Consider the following 16,851-nt stretch of genomic DNA (forward strand, 5'->3'; position numbering starts at 1 on the left):
GATGTAAGCTTTTGACTTATTTTCGTTTAAAAGTGTCTCAATTTGCACTCTTTCTTTGTGAGTAAGCCGACTATTCTTTTTACGTATCATATAACAAATCTATAAATTTAGATTTGTTGCGTTAAGTTATTGAGTACAGGTATTCATAGTATTATTTAAGCCACCGGTTCCATAAGACTTTATTAATTCCATTGATTTTTCTAATCGTTCAGGAAGTAATTTAAATTCTTCTTCACTCCATTGTCCTAGAACAAAATCAGATTGTCTCCCTTTCGAAAATTCAGAACCTACTCCAAATCTAAATCGCGCGTAGTTATTGGTTTGAAGTACGTCATTAATGTCTTTTAAACCATTATGACCACCGTTACTGCCATTTCCTTTTAATCGTATAGATCCAAATCCAAGATTTAAATCATCACATATAACCAATAAATTTTCAATAGATATATTTTCTTTGGTAAGCCAATAATTAACAGATTTTCCACTTAGATTCATATAAGTAGAAGGTTTTAATAAAATAAATAAGCGTCCTTTAAATCTAAATTGTGCAATATCTCCTAATTTTTCAGTTTTAAAAACAATGCCTTCTTTTTGGGCGAGTTCATCTACTATTTTAAAGCCAATATTATGTCGTGTATTGTAATATTTTTCACCAATGTTTCCAAGACCAGCAATTAAATATTTTTTCATATTTTCTGTTGAATTTTGTTTCTTTTTAGAACCAAATATTTTTGTTATAAATTGAAATAATTGCATTCGGTAAAAATACTAAAAAAGAAGTTAATTTTTATAAATGAAAAAAGCGCTGCAAAATGCAACGCTTTTAAATTGTATTTTAAAAAAGATTATTCTGATGCTTCAGAAGACTCTTCAGAACCTTCAGATGCATTTTCTTCACCTTCTTCACCTTCTTCTGCATCTTCCTCATCTGATAAAACAGCAGAACGAGCAGTTCTAATTTGAACAACAACAGAATTTTCTGGGTGTAAAATTGTAAATTTATTACTAGCTAAAGCAGTAACATAAAGTTTATGACCAATTCTCATTTTTGAGATATCGGCATTTATAAAATCTGGTAAATCAGCAGGTAAAGCTCTAACACTTAATTTACGCATTGCAAAACGCAAAGATCCTCCGTTAATTACACCTGGTGCAACACCAACTAATCTTACAGGTATGTTCATTGTTACCATTTTATCATCAAATAATTGGTAAAAATCTACGTGTAAAATACTGTCAGAAACTGGGTGAAACTGAATGTCTTGTAAAATTGCATGAAACGTTTTTCCTTCTAATTCAATCGTTGCTGTATATACGTTAGCCGTGTACACTAAATTTTTGAATGAAATTTCATCTGCCGAAAAGTGTAATGGTTTGTCTCCTCCGTATAATACGCAAGGAACCTTTCCAGCATTACGTAAGGCTTTGGTAGCTACCTTGCCCACGCTTTCTCTATGAGATCCGTTGATTGTAATTGATTGCATTTATTTATATTTAGTATTAATTATTTACATTATATATTGTCCACTAATGGATGCATTGTCTTGAACCTTGTGCATAACATCAGCGAATAAAGGGGCGCAAGATACTACTTTTATTTTAGAACTTTCTCTTTTTAAAGGAATTGTATCAGAAACAATTAATTCTAGCAATTTAGATTTTTCTATGCTTTCGTACGCATTTCCAGATAAGATAGGGTGGGTGCAAATTGCTCTAACGCTCAAAGCACCTTTTTCCATCATTAAATCAGCAGCAGTTGTTAAAGTTCCTCCAGTGTCAATCATATCGTCTACTAAAATTACATGGCGATCTTTCACCTCCCCAATAAGTTCCATAGTAGAAATAATATTTGCTTTTAAACGTTGCTTGTAACAAATAACAACTTCACTTTCAAGAAATTTTGAATAAGCATATGCTCGTTTAGAACCTCCCATATCTGGCGAAGCAATGGTTATGTTTTCTAAATTTAGGCTATCTATATATGGTAAAAACATGGTTGAGGCATACAAATGATCAACAGGTTTTTCAAAAAATCCTTGAATTTGATCTGCGTGTAAATCCATGGTGATAATTCTAGTTGCCCCAGCAGTTTGTATTAAATTTGCAACTAATTTGGCTCCTATGGCAACTCTAGGTTGGTCCTTTCTGTCTTGTCTTGCCCATCCAAAATAAGGAATTACAGCAGTTATATGGCGAGCAGATGCTCTTTTAGCAGCATCTAACATTAATAACATTTCCATTAAATTATCTGCATTTGGAAAGGTAGAGCCTACAATAAATACACGACGACCTCTAACTGATTCAGCAAAAGCAGGCTGAAATTCTCCATCACTAAATCTTGTTACAATTACATTGCCAATAGGAGTACCGTAGCATTTGGCAATTTTAATTGCTAATTCATTGCTTTGCGAACATGCAAATATTTTAGGCTCAAGATAAGGACTTTCCATTTTTAAGATATGTTAGGTTAGTTTTTTGTTGTTGGTATTGCAAATTTAAAATTATTTAAAGAGTTATTAAACATGTTTGAAGTTTTTATTTTTTAGAAAAAAAATAATTGTAAATTTGTGTTCCATTATAGGCCTCGATGGCGGAATTGGTAGACGCGCTGGATTCAAAATCCAGTTTTCGCAAGGAAGTGTGGGTTCGATTCCCACTCGAGGTACTTTTTAAACCTGATAATCATATGATTATCAGGTTTTTATAATTTATTTTTAATAGTATTTTAAATGAATATGTAGAGACTTTTATTTTTCAGGTCAAAAAAATAAGTTGGCTATTCTAACAGTACAACATTATTTTATAAATTTGGAAATATTTTTTTGAAATAATAGTGCAACAATTTTATTTGTATATTTAAAACGTGAAATTTTTAACTGTAATATTGGCATTTTACATTTTGTCCCTCAATCTTGTTCCTTGTGAAGATGGTTTTGATGGATGTGAAGATGCGCAAATTGAAATTGTTCAAAATGGTCAAAATGGTCAAAATCATAATGATATTGATTTTTGTTCACCGTTTTGTCAATGTCAATGTTGTCAAATAAATGTAACCTTTAATAGTGTCTTAATCCCTCAAATTATTCCAGATTCCATTTCTACTGAAGTATTCTTGTATATCAACCGACTTGAAAGCAATATTTCATATCCTATTTTAAGACCTCCTCGGGCAGTAATTTGTTAGTTTCTTTATAACAAGAAACGGTTTCAAACCTATTTTATAATAGCAAATTAGAAACAAATTTATTCGAGCAATTTTATCCTATAAAATTGCCTCGAGAAGTTCAACAAAATTAAATTATCAAGTATGCTTAATAAAATTATTAAGTATTCTATTACCCATAAATTGGTAATAGGATTACTCACATTTGCCTTAATTATTGCAGGAATTTATTCCTTAAAACAACTCCCTATAGATGCCGTTCCAGACATTACGAATAATCAAGTACAAGTTATCACTTCCTCACCTACACTTGCGGCTCAAGAAGTAGAACGTTTAATAACATTTCCCATTGAAATTACAATGGCTACCATTCCAGAACTTGAAGAAATTAGGTCATTTTCCCGTTTTGGATTATCAGTAGTCACTATTGTTTTTAAAGAAGATGTAGATGTCTATTGGGCTCGGCAACAGGTTAATGAGCGTCTTTTACAGGCACAATCTCAAATTCCAGAATCAATTGGTAAACCTGGAATTGCTCCACTAACCACAGGTTTAGGTGAAATTTACCAATATGTTATTACCACAAAATCCGGATATGAAGACAGATATAATGCCACTGAACTTAGAACCATTCAAGATTGGGTAATTAAAAGACAATTATTAGGCACGCCTGGGGTGGCAGATGTAAGTAGTTTTGGAGGTTATTTAAAACAATACGAAATTGCAATCCGCCCAGAACGCTTAAATGCAATGAATATATCTATTTCAGAAATATTCAATGTACTTGAAAATAACAACCAAAATACAGGTGGAGCTTATATAGAAAAGAATGATAAGGCTCTATTTATAAGAAGCGAAGGATTAGTTGGTTCTATGGAGGATATAAACAATATTCTTATTAAGCATACTGCTGATGGCATTCCAATTTTAATTAGCGATGTGGCTAAAGTACAGACAGGTAATGCCATTAGATATGGCGCAACTACTCGAAATGGAGAAGGTGAAGTTGTAAGTGCTATTGTAATGATGTTAAAAGGTGCAAACTCAGCAGAAGTTATTAAAAAAGTGAAGGATAGAATAAACATTATTAGTAAAACACTTCCTGAAGGAGTAGTTATAGAACCTTTTTTAGACAGAACAAAATTAGTAGACAACGCTATTAGTACCGTTACTACCAATCTTATTGAAGGTGCTTTAATTGTTATTTTTATCCTATTGCTATTATTGGGTAATTGGCGAGCTGGCTTAATAACTGCATCAGTTATTCCGTTAGCATTGTTCTTTGCGTTTAGTATGATGCACTTATTTGGTGTTTCTGCAAACCTAATGAGCCTTGGTGCTATTGATTTTGGTTTAATAGTAGATGGTGCCGTTATTATAGTTGAGGCAACCTTGTTTCATTTAGGGTCATTAAAACTTAGTAAAAAACTCACCCAAAAAGAAATGGATGAAGAAGTGTTTAAATCTTCAAGTAAAATTAGAAATTCTGCAGCTTTTGGTGAAATAATTATTTTAATTGTGTACTTACCTATTTTAGCATTAGTGGGTACTGAAGGTAAGATGTTTGGTCCTATGGCGCAAACAGTAAGTTTTGCAATTCTTGGTGCCTTTATTTTATCCCTAACATATGTACCAATGATTTCTGCTTTAGCACTCAGTAAAAAATCAGAACACAAAAAAAATATTTCTGATAAAATAATGAATGGTTTTTATAGCTTGTATAAACCAGTAATTTATTGGTCAATGCATAAAAGAAAGTTGATACTCACAATAACATTAGGATTGTTTGTGTTGGCTTTTTTACTATTTAAAAATCTTGGAGGTGAGTTTATTCCAACCCTCGAAGAAGGAGATTTTGCCGTTGAAACAAGAGTAATTACTGGTAGTTCACTTGCAAATACTATAAAAGCAACAACGAAAGCAGAAAAAATATTACTTGATAATTTTCCAGAAGTAATTCAAGTAGTTTCAAAAATTGGCTCTGGAGAAATCCCTACAGACCCAATGCCTATAGAGGCAGCTGACTTAATGATTATTTTAAAAGATAAATCGGAATGGGTTTCTGCAGATAACAGAGAAGAATTGGCGAATAAAATGGCTGAAGCATTGGAAGTTATTCCTGGGGTAACATTTGGGTTTCAACAACCTATTCAAATGCGCTTTAATGAATTAATGACTGGTGTACGACAAGATGTTGCCATTAAAATTTATGGCGAAGATTTAGACCAGCTTTCAAAGTATGCCAATCAAATAGGTAAAATTGCGAGTACAGTAATTGGCGCAACCGATATTTATGTTGAAGAAGTAACTGGTGTTCCTCAAATTGTAGTTGATTTTAATCGTTCGCAATTGGCAAAATATGGTCTCGATATAAAATCGGTCAATATGGCTATACAAACTGCGTTTGCTGGAACCTCAGCAGGATTAGTATATGAAGGTGAAAAACAATTTGATTTGGTGGTTCGTTTAGATGATAAAAACAGAACGAATATTAAAGATGTTCAAAATTTATATATAAATGGCAAAAATGGGGAGCAAATACCTTTGCATCAATTGGCAACAATTGCTATTAAAGAGGGACCTTACCAAATTCAGAGAGATAATACACAAAGGCGAATTATTACAGCATTTAATGTACGAAATAGAGATGTAGAAAGCGTGGTTGAAGAGGTTAGCAATAAAATTGATGCTCAAATCAACTTAGATTCGGGTTATCATATTAGATATGGTGGTCAGTTTGAGAATTTAGTTGAAGCAAAACAGCGCTTGGCAATTGCAGTGCCTTTAGCACTTTTACTTATTTTTATCTTATTATTTTTCACTTTTGGTTCCATAAAACAAGGGGTTTTAATTTTTACCGCTATTCCACTTTCTGCTGTTGGCGGTATTGCGGCGCTTTGGATTCGTGATTTGCCATTTAGCATCTCGGCAGGTGTTGGGTTTATAGCGTTATTTGGAGTAGCTGTATTAAATGGGATTGTACTTATCGCAGAATTTAACCGTTTGAAGAAGGACGGTGTAACAGATGTGTTTGAACGTATTTATACTGGCAGCCATACGCGATTACGTCCTGTAATTATTACAGCTGCTGTAGCATCTTTAGGTTTTTTACCTATGGCAATTTCTCAAACTTCGGGGGCTGAAGTACAGAGACCGTTGGCAACTGTTGTAATTGGAGGACTTATTTCTGCTACTCTTTTAACTTTAATAGTTTTGCCTATTCTTTACTATTATTTTGAAAAAAATATAAAAGTAAAAATCAATAAAAAAGTACTTGCATCTATAATAGCTGTTTTAGGTACTATAGCATACACAAATGCACAAACAACTAACAATATAATTTTATATAAAAGTATTGATGAAGTACTGAATGTTGCAATTAAAAACAATCTGAACATTAAAGTTTCCGAATTGCAAACACAACAACAAAGAGCACTTAAAGGCTCGAGCTTTGATATTCCAAAAACCGATTTTGAAGTTGAATACGGTCAAACTAATGGTAGTAACAATGATACACGTTTTGCAATAAGTCAAACCTTTGCTTTTCCTACCCTTTATTTTAATAAAAACAAAGTATCAAAAACTAAAATCTCACTTGGAGAATTGAATCAGAAAATTGTAAAAAGTGAGGTATTAAAGCAAGTTAAATCTGCGTATTACAATCTTTGGTTTTTTAAGAATAAGAAAATGCTTTTACAAAAACAAGATAGCACCTACAAGCGTTTTGAGAGTGCTGCTAATTTACGTTTTAAAACAGGTGAAAGTAATGCATTGGAACAGGCAACGGCAACTACAGAAGTTGCCAATCTTCAAATTCTAATTCAAGAGAATGATTCAGCCATAAAAAAGTATCAATTACAACTACAACAATTACTAAACTTAACTAACCTTGTTGATATTGAAGTTGGCTCCTTGCAATTAAAATCAATCATAATTTTAACACTTCAAGATACAACGGTTATTGATAATAATCCATTAGTTAATTTCTATAAACAACAAGTAGGAGTGGCAGAAACTGAGAAATCTCTGGTTGCTTCAGAATTGCTTCCAGAAATAACAATAGGGTATTTTAATCAATCATTTATTGGTAATGGAGAAAACACAAATGGTGTTCCTATCGTTTTTGATTCAAATGATAGGTTTTCAGGGGTTCAATTAGGACTTACAATTCCATTATGGTTTAATTCACATTCAGCAAAAATAAAAGCGGCTAAGATTCATATTACAGAAAGTGAAACAAGGCTAAGTAACAGTATAAATAATACAAAAATACAATCAAATTTATTGCTGCATGAACTTCAAAAACATCAAAATAATTTAGAATACTATAGCCAAAAAGGGTTACCTCAAGCTGAGTTATTATTAAAACATGCTCAAAGAGGTTTTAAAGAAGGTGCAATTGGGTATAATGAATATGTTCAAGGGTTAAATCGCGCATTACATATTCAAACCAATTACTTAGAGTTTATCAATCAGTACAATCAAACAGTTATAGAAATAGAACATTTAATCGCAAATAATTAAAAGATGAAAAAAAAAATATTTAGCCTACTAACACTTACAGTTATCATTTTTTTTGTAAGCTGTAAAGATAATTCTTCAGTAAAAGAAGAAGAAAATCACGAAATAGTGAATGAAAACAATATAGAGTTAACGGATGCTCAACTATCACAAACCCAAATTACTATAGGAAAACTTCAAAAGAAAAAAATAGGAAGTGAATTGACAGTAAATGGACTAATTGACGTTCCACCGCAGGGAAATGTCTCAATAACAGTTCCTTATGGTGGTTTTTTGAAGTACACGAGTATGCTTCCAGGAACACGTTTAAAAAAAGGACAACTTATTGCAAAAGTTGAAAACCCCGAATTTATAGAATTTCAGAAAGAATATTTAGAAGCAATTGCCAAAAACGAGTATTTAAAAGCTGATTTTGAGCGGCAAGAAACTCTATATAAAGAAGATGTTAGTTCAAAAAAAGTATATCAACAAGCAAAAAGCAATTATTTAATTAATAAAGCTACCATTCAAACGTTAGAAAGTAAGTTTAGATTAATTGGTATTAGCGCTACAAGTGTTAAAAATGGGACTATAACAACAATCGTAAATATATATTCTCCAATTGATGGCGTGGTTCGTGAAGTATATATAAATACGGGTAAATATTTTGAGGCAAGAGATGTTTTAATGGATATTACAAATGCCGAGGATTTACATGTAGAACTTAAAGTTTATGAAGATGATATTCCGCTCATTAAAAATGGACAACGAATTCGTTTTCGATTTGCAAATGCTCCTGAAGAGTGGATGGAGGCAGAGGTGTTTTTAATTGGTAATAATGTGCGTGAAGACAGATCCATTACTATTCACGGTCATCTAAAAAATAAAAATCAAGAATTGTTGCCTGGTATGTTTGTTAATGCTAAAATTGAAGTTGATACTCATCTAGTTTATGCCATTCCTGAAGATGCAATTGTACGTTTTGAAGGTAACAACTATGTTTTTAAATATAATGGGAAAAGAAAAGAAGGTGAAAATACTATGAATGATTTTGAAATGATTGAGATTGTACAAGGTAATGATGAGGACGGTTTTGTAGCGTTTACGTTAAAAGATACAACCCAGGATATTAGTAAAATATCATTTGTTTTAAGTGATGCATTTACGCTATTGGCAAAAGCCAAAAATAGTGAGGAAGAAGGAGGTGGTCATGGCCATTAAAATCAAATAAATGATGATTTTATAATAAGGGCGTTTTTTTAAGAATATGAAAGAAACTTAAGTTTTATTTTTTTTAAATTAGTATTCTATTGTTTTGAAATTGGTTGAATACATAATTCAAATTATTTAAGTGCTTTAAAAACAATTACTTAAGACACTTATAAATTCTGACATTCAAAGGAATATCTATTGTTTTGTTTTTATTTGACAATAAAAAACACTATTTTTTAAAAGATGCAATGCAATAATTGAACTTTTATTTGTTTAAATTGATCATTTTACATTGTAACTATATTTGCCTAGATTTGTTAGGTTATAATTTTAAATAGGCTAATTAAATTTATGAATATAGGCTTCAAAAATACCACTACTTTCTTTTTCGTTTGGTTAATTGGATACACGATAGGGGTACAAGCACAATTTTCTCATTATTTTCAGAATTATGCGCTTTCAGATTATAAAGCAGGAAATCAAAATTGGGATGTTAGCAAGGCAGATGATGGAAAGCTGTATGTTGCAAATAATGACGGTTTGTTGGAATTTGATGGCCTTAATTGGAATTTTTGGGGAATGCCAAATAAAACAACCATTAGATCTGTTTTAGCGCATAAAGACAAAATATTTGTAGGTTCATATGAAGAGTTCGGATATTTTATCAGAGATGAAAAAGGAATTTTAAATTATTCATCTCTTGTTGATTTAATTGTTGAAAAGGAAAAAAACAACGATGAAGAATTTTGGCAAACAATTGTTTTTAAAGACGCTATTGTTTTTAGATCGTTTTCAAGTATTCATATTTACAATAAAAACAAATTAAAATCGTATTACTTACCCTCCATTATAATGTCGTGTGATATAGTTGAGAACAGGCTATTTGTATCCACATTAAGTAATGGGATTTTTGTATTTAATGGTTCAAATTTTGAACCTTTTTTTGATTCAGAAGTATTAAGAAATTCAAAAATTGTTTCTATTTTGGCATTAGACAACTATCAATTATTAATTAATACTGAATTAAAAGGATCGTTTATAGTAGAAAACAATCGAATTTTTCCTTGGGAAACTGCAATAAATCCTATTCTCAAAAAACATCAATTAAATAGATTTTCAAGGTTTGGAGCAGACAAATTTGTTTTTGGAACCATAAAAGATGGAGTGTATATATCAAATAAAAAAGGGGAAATACTTTTTCATATCAATCGGCAAAGCGGAATTTTAAATAATACGGTATTAGGACAATTAGTAACCAAAGAAAATGAACTTTGGCTGGGACTAGATAATGGAATTGCCTTTATAGATTTGAAAACACCAAATTATTTTTATAATGATGTATCGGGAAGGTTAGGTGCAGTTTACGATATTATAAATTTTAAAAACAGGATTTACATAGGTAGTAACACTGGACTTTATGTTTTGGATAATGAAAGAAACCTTCAATTTATTGAAAACTCTCAAGGACAGGTTTGGGATTTAAACGAAATTAATGGTGAACTTTTTTGTGGTCATAATAATGGAACATATTTAGTTAAAAACAATAAGTTAGAACTAATATCAACTTTCACAGGTGGTTGGGTTATAAAAAAGATACCAGAACAAGAAAATAGTTTTATACAAGGAACTTATACAGGGTTGGTAAGTTTTAAAAAAATAAGCAACAAATGGGAAATTCAGCATTTAGGAAAAACGACTATTCCAGCTCGTTTTTTAGTATTTGAAGATAAACAAACAGCCTGGATTGCTCACGTAAATAAAGGAGTGTATAGGGTTAAATTTGATGCCAATTACACTAAAATTATTGAAATGAAAAATTACCTTGATAAAGGGTTGTACTCCGATTTTTCAGTTAAAATTTATAAAATTAAAAATAATATTACATTTAAAACTTTAAAAGGTTGGCAAAAATATGAGGCATTATTAGACAGTATTGTACCCCATAATTTATTAAGTGAAAATTTTCCGGATAATAGTTATATTATTTCTGAAGATAATGTTTCAAAAGCAGCCTTAATAACAGAAAACGCCATATTATTTAATACTATTTTAAACCCCGAAGGAGGATTTTCTATAGGTAATAAATATTTTAAAAAACGATTAGTTACAGGTTTTGAAAAAATATCGAAACTAAATGATTCCTCATTTGCACTTTCTTTGCAAGATGGTTTTATGATTATTAGCCCCCAATTTCACTCCAATTTAAATCAATTAAGAAAGCCCGTTATAGAACGAATTTATTTAAATAACGAACTTCATAGCACCACATTATTAAGTTTTAAAATACCGTATAAAAATAATTCAATTAAATTAATGGTTTCTTCAGCTTTTTCAAAAGACCATAGTTTTGAATACACACTTTCAAATTCTAGCCGTCAAACAAATTGGATAGAAGCTAAAAAAGGTGTTGTTGAGCTTTCTAAACTTTCTAATGGAAGTTATAATTTATTGATAAGATCTATTAATAACGATGCCAAATCTGAAATTTTGGCTATTGAAATTGAGGTGTTAGCACCTTGGTATAAAAATACAATAGGATTTGTAATTTATGCTTTTTTAATTTTATTAGTTGGCTTAATGATGTATTTAACGCATAAAAGAAAAATGCGAAAAGTGCAAGACTTTCTTCGGGTTAAATTCGAAGAAGAGCAAAGTAAAATGCTCGAAATTAAAAAAAGAGAAAGTGAAAAGGAAATTATAAACCTAAAAACCGAAACTTTAAAAAACGAGGTTAAGTTAAAAAGCAAACAATTAGCAAATACAGCCATGGCCTTGGTTAAAAAGAATGAAATATTGCAAAATTTAAAAGATGAATTAGTAACAAATAAAGATAATTTTAACAACCAATATTCTTTTAAAAAGTTAATAAAGCAAATTAATAACTCTATTGAACACGAAGATCAATGGGAAATTTTTGAATACAATTTTAATCAGGTTCACGAAGAATTTTTTAAACATCTCACGTCATCTTTTCCAAGTTTAACTCATAAAGACCTTAAAATTTGTGCTTATTTAAAAATGAATCTTTCTACTAAAGAAATTGCACCATTGTTAAATATTTCTACACGAGGCATAGAAACTCATAGGTATCGACTAAAATTAAAACTTGGTTTAGAAAAACAAGATAGTTTAAGGGGTTTTTTACAAAAAATTAATTAGACAAGACTTCGCCATTATCATTTTTTCAATAGTTTTACTACGTCATTAATACGCCATTATAAAACACGCAATCGTTGTTTTAAAGCTTTACATATCTTTTTTTAACTACGTCAGCAGGGTTTTTTAAATAAATATTAAAAGTGGCGTACTTAAAACGTATGCTGAATTAATTTTCCGTTTAATTAATTTCTAATTTTAATAATTATTAAACATTAACTTAATTTAAATGAAAGCAAAATTAATTTTCACCTTATTATTAGTATTTCCTTTTCTAATTTTTGCGCAGGAAAGAAATATCACAGGTAAAGTTACTTCTACAGACGGAGTTCCACTTCCTTCGGTAAATGTTTTAGTAAAAAACAAAGCAAAAGGAACAACAACTAATTTTGACGGAGTATACTCGATAAGTGCTTCTAACAATGAAATATTAGTATTTAGTTACATTGGTATGAAAACAAAAGAAATTGTTGTTGGAGTTACTAATGAAATAAATATTATTTTAGAAGATGACTCTCAAAGTTTGGACGAAGTAGTAGTTGTTGGTTATGGAAAAATGAATGTTAAGGATTTAACCTCATCCATTACAACTATTAAATCGGAAGAAATTTCGAAAACACCTACAGGCTCCGCTATGCAAGCTTTACAAGGTAAGGTTACTGGTTTACAAGTTGTAAGCAATGGTTCACCAGGAGAAAGCCCAACAGTACGTGTTCGTGGAGTTGGTTCTTATCCAGGAAGTGGTAGTACAGCTCCACTTTATGTTGTAGATGGAATGTTTTTTGATAATATTGATTTTTTAAACACATCCGATATTACATCTATCTCAGTACTAAAAGACGCTTCAGCTTCAGCAATTTATGGGGTTAAAGCTGCAAACGGAGTGGTGCTTATAGAAACTAAATCGGGTTCGTACAATCAAAAAACAGAAATTTCTTATGATGGATATTCTGGATTTCAAGTTGCTCAAAATGTGCTAAAAATGGCAAATGCTGAGCAATTTACTTCGATGGCTTTAGAATCTGGTTCTCCAGCTGATGTTAGTTTTATATTAAACGCCATGCAACGTTTTGGTAGAAGTAGAATTAATCCGAATGTGCCAGATGTAAATACAGATTGGTATAAAGAAATTCTTCGTCAAGCGGCAATTCAAAATCACAATATTGGTATTACAGGGGGTAGCGATAAAGCTACGTATTCCATTGGTTTAAATTATTTTTCTCAAGATGGTATTTTGGATATGAAAAATGAATATGAGCGATTTAATGTTAGATCAAAAATTGATTTTAAAGCTACAGATTGGCTTACTGTTGGTGGTAATATGATTTTGAGCAATGCCACCAAATTTAATGAAGCATCAGAAGCTTGGAATCAGGCTTATTTTGCTGTTCCAATTTTACCAATTTTTGATGAAGATAACACAAATGCTTGGCCAACAAATTATGCAAGTGCCCAAAGTATTGGATATAGAGGAGGGCAAAATCCTTTCCCAGCATTAGATTTTAATAACGACCGTACAAAAACAAGAAATGTATTGGCTAATTTCTACATGCAATTTGAATTGATTCCTAGTAAGTTGACATTCAAAACAACATACAACCACAGTTTTAAATCGTTAGACAACAGAGATGTTGAACTACCTTATTATATTACAGACGGTTTCCAAAGACCAGTTTCTGCCATTACAAAACGAACAGAAACTTTTTCAAATCAAATTTGGGATAATGTGTTAACCTTTTCAGACAGTTATGGGAAACACGATATTACTGCAATGGTAGGAACATCGTTTAGAGACGATCAGTGGAATATGTTAACTGCAAGAGGTGAAGATATTGCATCTATTGGACAAGAAGTATCTTGGTATATAAGTCAGGCAAGTACCATTAATACAAGCAGTGTTCGCGACGATGGTGTTAGACAATATGGGATGTCTTATTTTAGTAGAATAGCTTATAAATTTGATGAAAAATACTTGGTATATGGTACTTTACGTGCAGACGGAACTTCAAAATATCAAGAAAAATGGGGTTATTTCCCGACTATAGGATTAGGATGGGTTCTTTCTGAAGAAAACTTTATGAAAGACATTAATACTTTTAACTATTTAAAATTACGTGGAAGCTGGGGTCAACTTGGAAACAGCAATGTTCCTGCAAGCGATGGTGCAACCACAACAAGAATTGTTGATACTGCAATTGATGGCGTTCTTGTTTCAGGAACAATAGCTACAAGCACTTTTTCTGCACTTGGATGGGAACTTACCGAAGAAACCAATGTTGGTATAACTTCTAGATTATTTGATAACAGATTAACAATTGATGCAGATTATTACATTCGAGATACCAAAGAAGCTGTTATTCCTGTTGGATTCCCACTAATTGGAGGTGGGGTTAATAAAAGTGTGGGCTCTATAAGAAACTCAGGTTTTGAATTGGCATTAAATTGGAATAACAAAATTTCAGATGAACTTAGTTATAATGTTGGTGCTAATTTTTCAACGCTTAAAAATGAGGTATTAGATCTTTATGGTCAAGAATATTTGGATGGTGGAATGGCCGAATTTCGTCAAAGATCTTATGTAGGAGAACCATTGTTAGCATTTTACGGAAGAGAAATAGTTGGTGTTTATCAAAATGCTGCTCAAGTTCTCGCAGATCCAGTAGCAGTAGCAAATGGGTTGGCGCCTGGAGATTTTATTTATAAAGATCAAAATGATGATGGTTTCATAAATGATGAAGACCGCGTAATTTTAGGCTCTTATTTACCATCATTTATGTATGGTGCAAATTTGAATATAACCTATAAAAACTTTGAATTTTCTACAAGTTTATCAGGACAAACAGGAAATAAAATTTTGAATCGAAAAAGAGGAGAAATGATTTGGACATCGGATGGAAATTTGGATGCAGATTTAGCTATAAACCGTTGGCACGGAGAAGGAACTTCAAACTCCTATCCATCTTCAGCAGGATTAAGAAAAGGATGGAATCAAAAAATGAGTGATTATTTTGTAGAAGATGGCTCTTTTTTTAGAATTCAAAATGTACAAATGGCTTATAACATAAAAAATGGCGAACAAGTTTTTGGAACAATAATGCCTGATATTAGAATTTCATTAACTGCAGAACGGCCATTTACATCGTTCAAGTATAATGGATTTAGTCCAGAAATAGCAAATGGAGTTGATACTCAAACATATCCAATACCTGCTGTTTATACATTAGGAATAAACATTAAAATTTAAAAAAACAGTATTATGAACTATATTAATAATTTTATAAAACTCATGTTACTTGCAGTAGCCTTTTTAGTTACAGGGGCTTGTAATGACAATTTAGACGAGTTAGCAGAAAACAGATCTTTTACAGGAGATACAGATTATACCATTTCATCTAATATGATAAACCCTTTAATAGGTGCATATGCTGAATTTAACGGAAGAGGTTGGGAAGATTTTCCGCTTATTTCTGTTAGAGGAGACGATGTAAATGCAGGTGGACTTGGAGATCAACAAGATTATGCAGAAACAGATAAATACAACTACAATAAAGATTATTGGATGTATAATTCTGTGTGGCAAAATCTTTATTTCGATATTTTAGTAATGCACTCTACTATAGAGCAAATTGAATTGTATAAAGCTAATGGAGGAAACCCTGTGTTGGCCGAACAATACATTGCTGAAGCTAAAGTTCTTAGAGGATTTTTATTACTGCAAGTATCAAGAGTTTGGGGTAATGTGTTTATAACAAAAGGTTCAGACCCTTCAGATTTATTGATAGCGCCAGTTTCTTCAAAAGCAGAGGTTATGCAGCATATTTCTAATCAAATGGATGAAGCAATTCCAGTATTATTAGATGTGCGCCCAAATCAACGTACAGATATTAGAGGTGGAGCAACAAAGTATACTGCATTAGCTATAAAAGCATTGGTTAATCTTGAGTTAAAAAAATATGATGTTGTGGCATCTGCAACAGCTCAAATCATTTCTTCAAGCAAATTTAGTCTTGCAACAGATTTTTACGAATTGTTTAAATTGGATGGAAAACTGAATAATGAAAATTTATTAGAGCTTCAATTTTCTGATTTCGGACAAGGTTCAGGAAATAACAGAGGTCATTTATTTGCATTTTATGGACCAGAAAATTGGACTCCTAGTGTTACAGGTTCTGGTAGTGGTTGGGGCTTTTATGAGCCTAGTTTAAAATACATTAAATTTATGTTAAGCAGAGGTGAACAAGTTCGTTTAGAAACAAGTGTACTGTTTACCAATAGAGGAATTAATGCGATTAAAGCCGATCCAGCATATGCTACTTTGCCAAGTTGGATTACAAATACAACTAGAGATGGTGATCGTATTAATGATTATGCGCGTGCAATGTTTGCAAGCGGAAAACACTACTTACCTTCAAACCAATTAACTACTGGAAGAACCGATTATGGCACCAATAAAAACTTTACATGCATACGTTATGCTGAAATTTTATTAATGCATGCCGAGGCATTAACACAAGGTGCTTCTAGCACTGGATTAACCGCAGCACAGGCCGTTAATTTAGTGAGAACTAGAGCTGGCTTATCTTCACTTTCAGCTGTTACAAATGCTCAAGTAATGGATGAAAAATTTGCAGAGTTGGCTATGGAGTGGGGAACTCGATATTACGATAATATCAGATTAGGAAATATCGCGGCTCTAACATACGATGGTAGAACATTTTCTGAAAATAAAACCTTTTTGCCATATCCTCAAGCGCAAGTTGATAAATTGCCAATATTGAGAGGTCAATAATATAAATTGATTATTTAAAACAATTAAAAAG

9 protein-coding genes and 1 tRNA gene are annotated in these 16,851 nt (G+C 31.6%); 7 read left to right on the plus strand and 3 right to left on the minus strand.

Annotation, left to right across the window (positions count from 1 at the left end):
• Positions 1-126: 126 nt before the first annotated feature.
• From pth to Q8S45_RS12185, 3 genes are all read right to left on the minus strand, one after another.
• Positions 127-690, minus strand: a complete 564-nt coding sequence (gene pth, locus Q8S45_RS12175; RefSeq protein ID WP_305605210.1) for an aminoacyl-tRNA hydrolase — start codon at positions 688-690, stop codon at positions 127-129.
• 155 nt (positions 691-845) lie between these two features.
• The gene (locus tag Q8S45_RS12180) at positions 846-1,484 is read right to left on the minus strand and encodes a 50S ribosomal protein L25/general stress protein Ctc (protein WP_305605213.1); all 639 of its coding nucleotides are present in this window, start codon (positions 1,482-1,484) and stop codon (positions 846-848) included.
• Between the two features lie 24 nt (positions 1,485-1,508).
• Positions 1,509-2,450: a ribose-phosphate pyrophosphokinase gene (locus Q8S45_RS12185; RefSeq protein WP_305605216.1), complete on the minus strand. Its 942-nt coding sequence runs from the start codon at positions 2,448-2,450 to the stop codon at positions 1,509-1,511.
• 131 nt (positions 2,451-2,581) lie between these two features.
• Here Q8S45_RS12185 and Q8S45_RS12190 point away from each other — a divergent pair.
• The 7 genes from Q8S45_RS12190 to Q8S45_RS12220 all read left to right on the plus strand — a co-directional run bounded on the left by Q8S45_RS12190 (position 2,582) and on the right by Q8S45_RS12220 (position 16,820).
• Positions 2,582-2,665 (plus strand) — tRNA-Leu (locus tag Q8S45_RS12190).
• A 198-nt stretch (positions 2,666-2,863) separates the two neighbouring features.
• Positions 2,864-3,184 carry a DUF6660 family protein gene (locus tag Q8S45_RS12195; RefSeq protein WP_305605219.1) on the plus strand — a complete coding sequence of 107 codons (321 nt, stop codon included), beginning with the start codon at positions 2,864-2,866 and terminating at the stop codon, positions 3,182-3,184.
• A 123-nt stretch (positions 3,185-3,307) separates the two neighbouring features.
• Positions 3,308-7,687, plus strand: a complete 4,380-nt coding sequence (locus Q8S45_RS12200) for a CusA/CzcA family heavy metal efflux RND transporter (RefSeq protein WP_305605223.1) — start codon at positions 3,308-3,310, stop codon at positions 7,685-7,687.
• A 3-nt stretch (positions 7,688-7,690) separates the two neighbouring features.
• Complete coding sequence (locus Q8S45_RS12205; RefSeq protein WP_305605226.1) at positions 7,691-8,884, plus strand: efflux RND transporter periplasmic adaptor subunit; 1,194 nt, start codon at positions 7,691-7,693, stop codon at positions 8,882-8,884.
• A 342-nt stretch (positions 8,885-9,226) separates the two neighbouring features.
• Positions 9,227-12,034 (plus strand): LuxR C-terminal-related transcriptional regulator, encoded by a 2,808-nt coding sequence (locus Q8S45_RS12210; RefSeq protein ID WP_305605228.1) that lies wholly within the window; start codon positions 9,227-9,229, stop codon positions 12,032-12,034.
• 226 nt (positions 12,035-12,260) lie between these two features.
• Entirely contained in the window at positions 12,261-15,275 is a 3,015-nt protein-coding gene (locus tag Q8S45_RS12215) for a TonB-dependent receptor (RefSeq protein WP_305605231.1), read from the plus strand.
• Positions 15,276-15,287: 12 nt separating this feature from the next.
• The gene (locus tag Q8S45_RS12220; RefSeq protein ID WP_305605234.1) at positions 15,288-16,820 is read left to right on the plus strand and encodes a RagB/SusD family nutrient uptake outer membrane protein; all 1,533 of its coding nucleotides are present in this window, start codon (positions 15,288-15,290) and stop codon (positions 16,818-16,820) included.
• Positions 16,821-16,851 lie beyond the last annotated feature (31 nt).

This window comes from Lutibacter sp. (assembly GCF_030692605.1).
In the GTDB taxonomy this organism is placed as follows: Bacteria; Bacteroidota; Bacteroidia; order Flavobacteriales; family Flavobacteriaceae; genus Lutibacter.

What these genes read in the sequence shown, in the direction of transcription:
- pth (WP_305605210.1), bottom strand. Translation starts at nt 690, where the DNA reads ATGAAAAAATATTTAATTGCTGGTCTTGGAAACATTGGTGAAAAATAT.
- Q8S45_RS12180 (WP_305605213.1), bottom strand. Translation starts at nt 1,484, where the DNA reads ATGCAATCAATTACAATCAACGGATCTCATAGAGAAAGCGTGGGCAAG.
- Q8S45_RS12185 (WP_305605216.1), bottom strand. Translation starts at nt 2,450, where the DNA reads ATGGAAAGTCCTTATCTTGAGCCTAAAATATTTGCATGTTCGCAAAGC.
- Q8S45_RS12200 (WP_305605223.1), top strand. Translation starts at nt 3,308, where the DNA reads ATGCTTAATAAAATTATTAAGTATTCTATTACCCATAAATTGGTAATA.
- Q8S45_RS12205 (WP_305605226.1), top strand. Translation starts at nt 7,691, where the DNA reads ATGAAAAAAAAAATATTTAGCCTACTAACACTTACAGTTATCATTTTT.
- Q8S45_RS12210 (WP_305605228.1), top strand. Translation starts at nt 9,227, where the DNA reads ATGAATATAGGCTTCAAAAATACCACTACTTTCTTTTTCGTTTGGTTA.
- Q8S45_RS12215 (WP_305605231.1), top strand. Translation starts at nt 12,261, where the DNA reads ATGAAAGCAAAATTAATTTTCACCTTATTATTAGTATTTCCTTTTCTA.
- Q8S45_RS12220 (WP_305605234.1), top strand. Translation starts at nt 15,288, where the DNA reads ATGAACTATATTAATAATTTTATAAAACTCATGTTACTTGCAGTAGCC.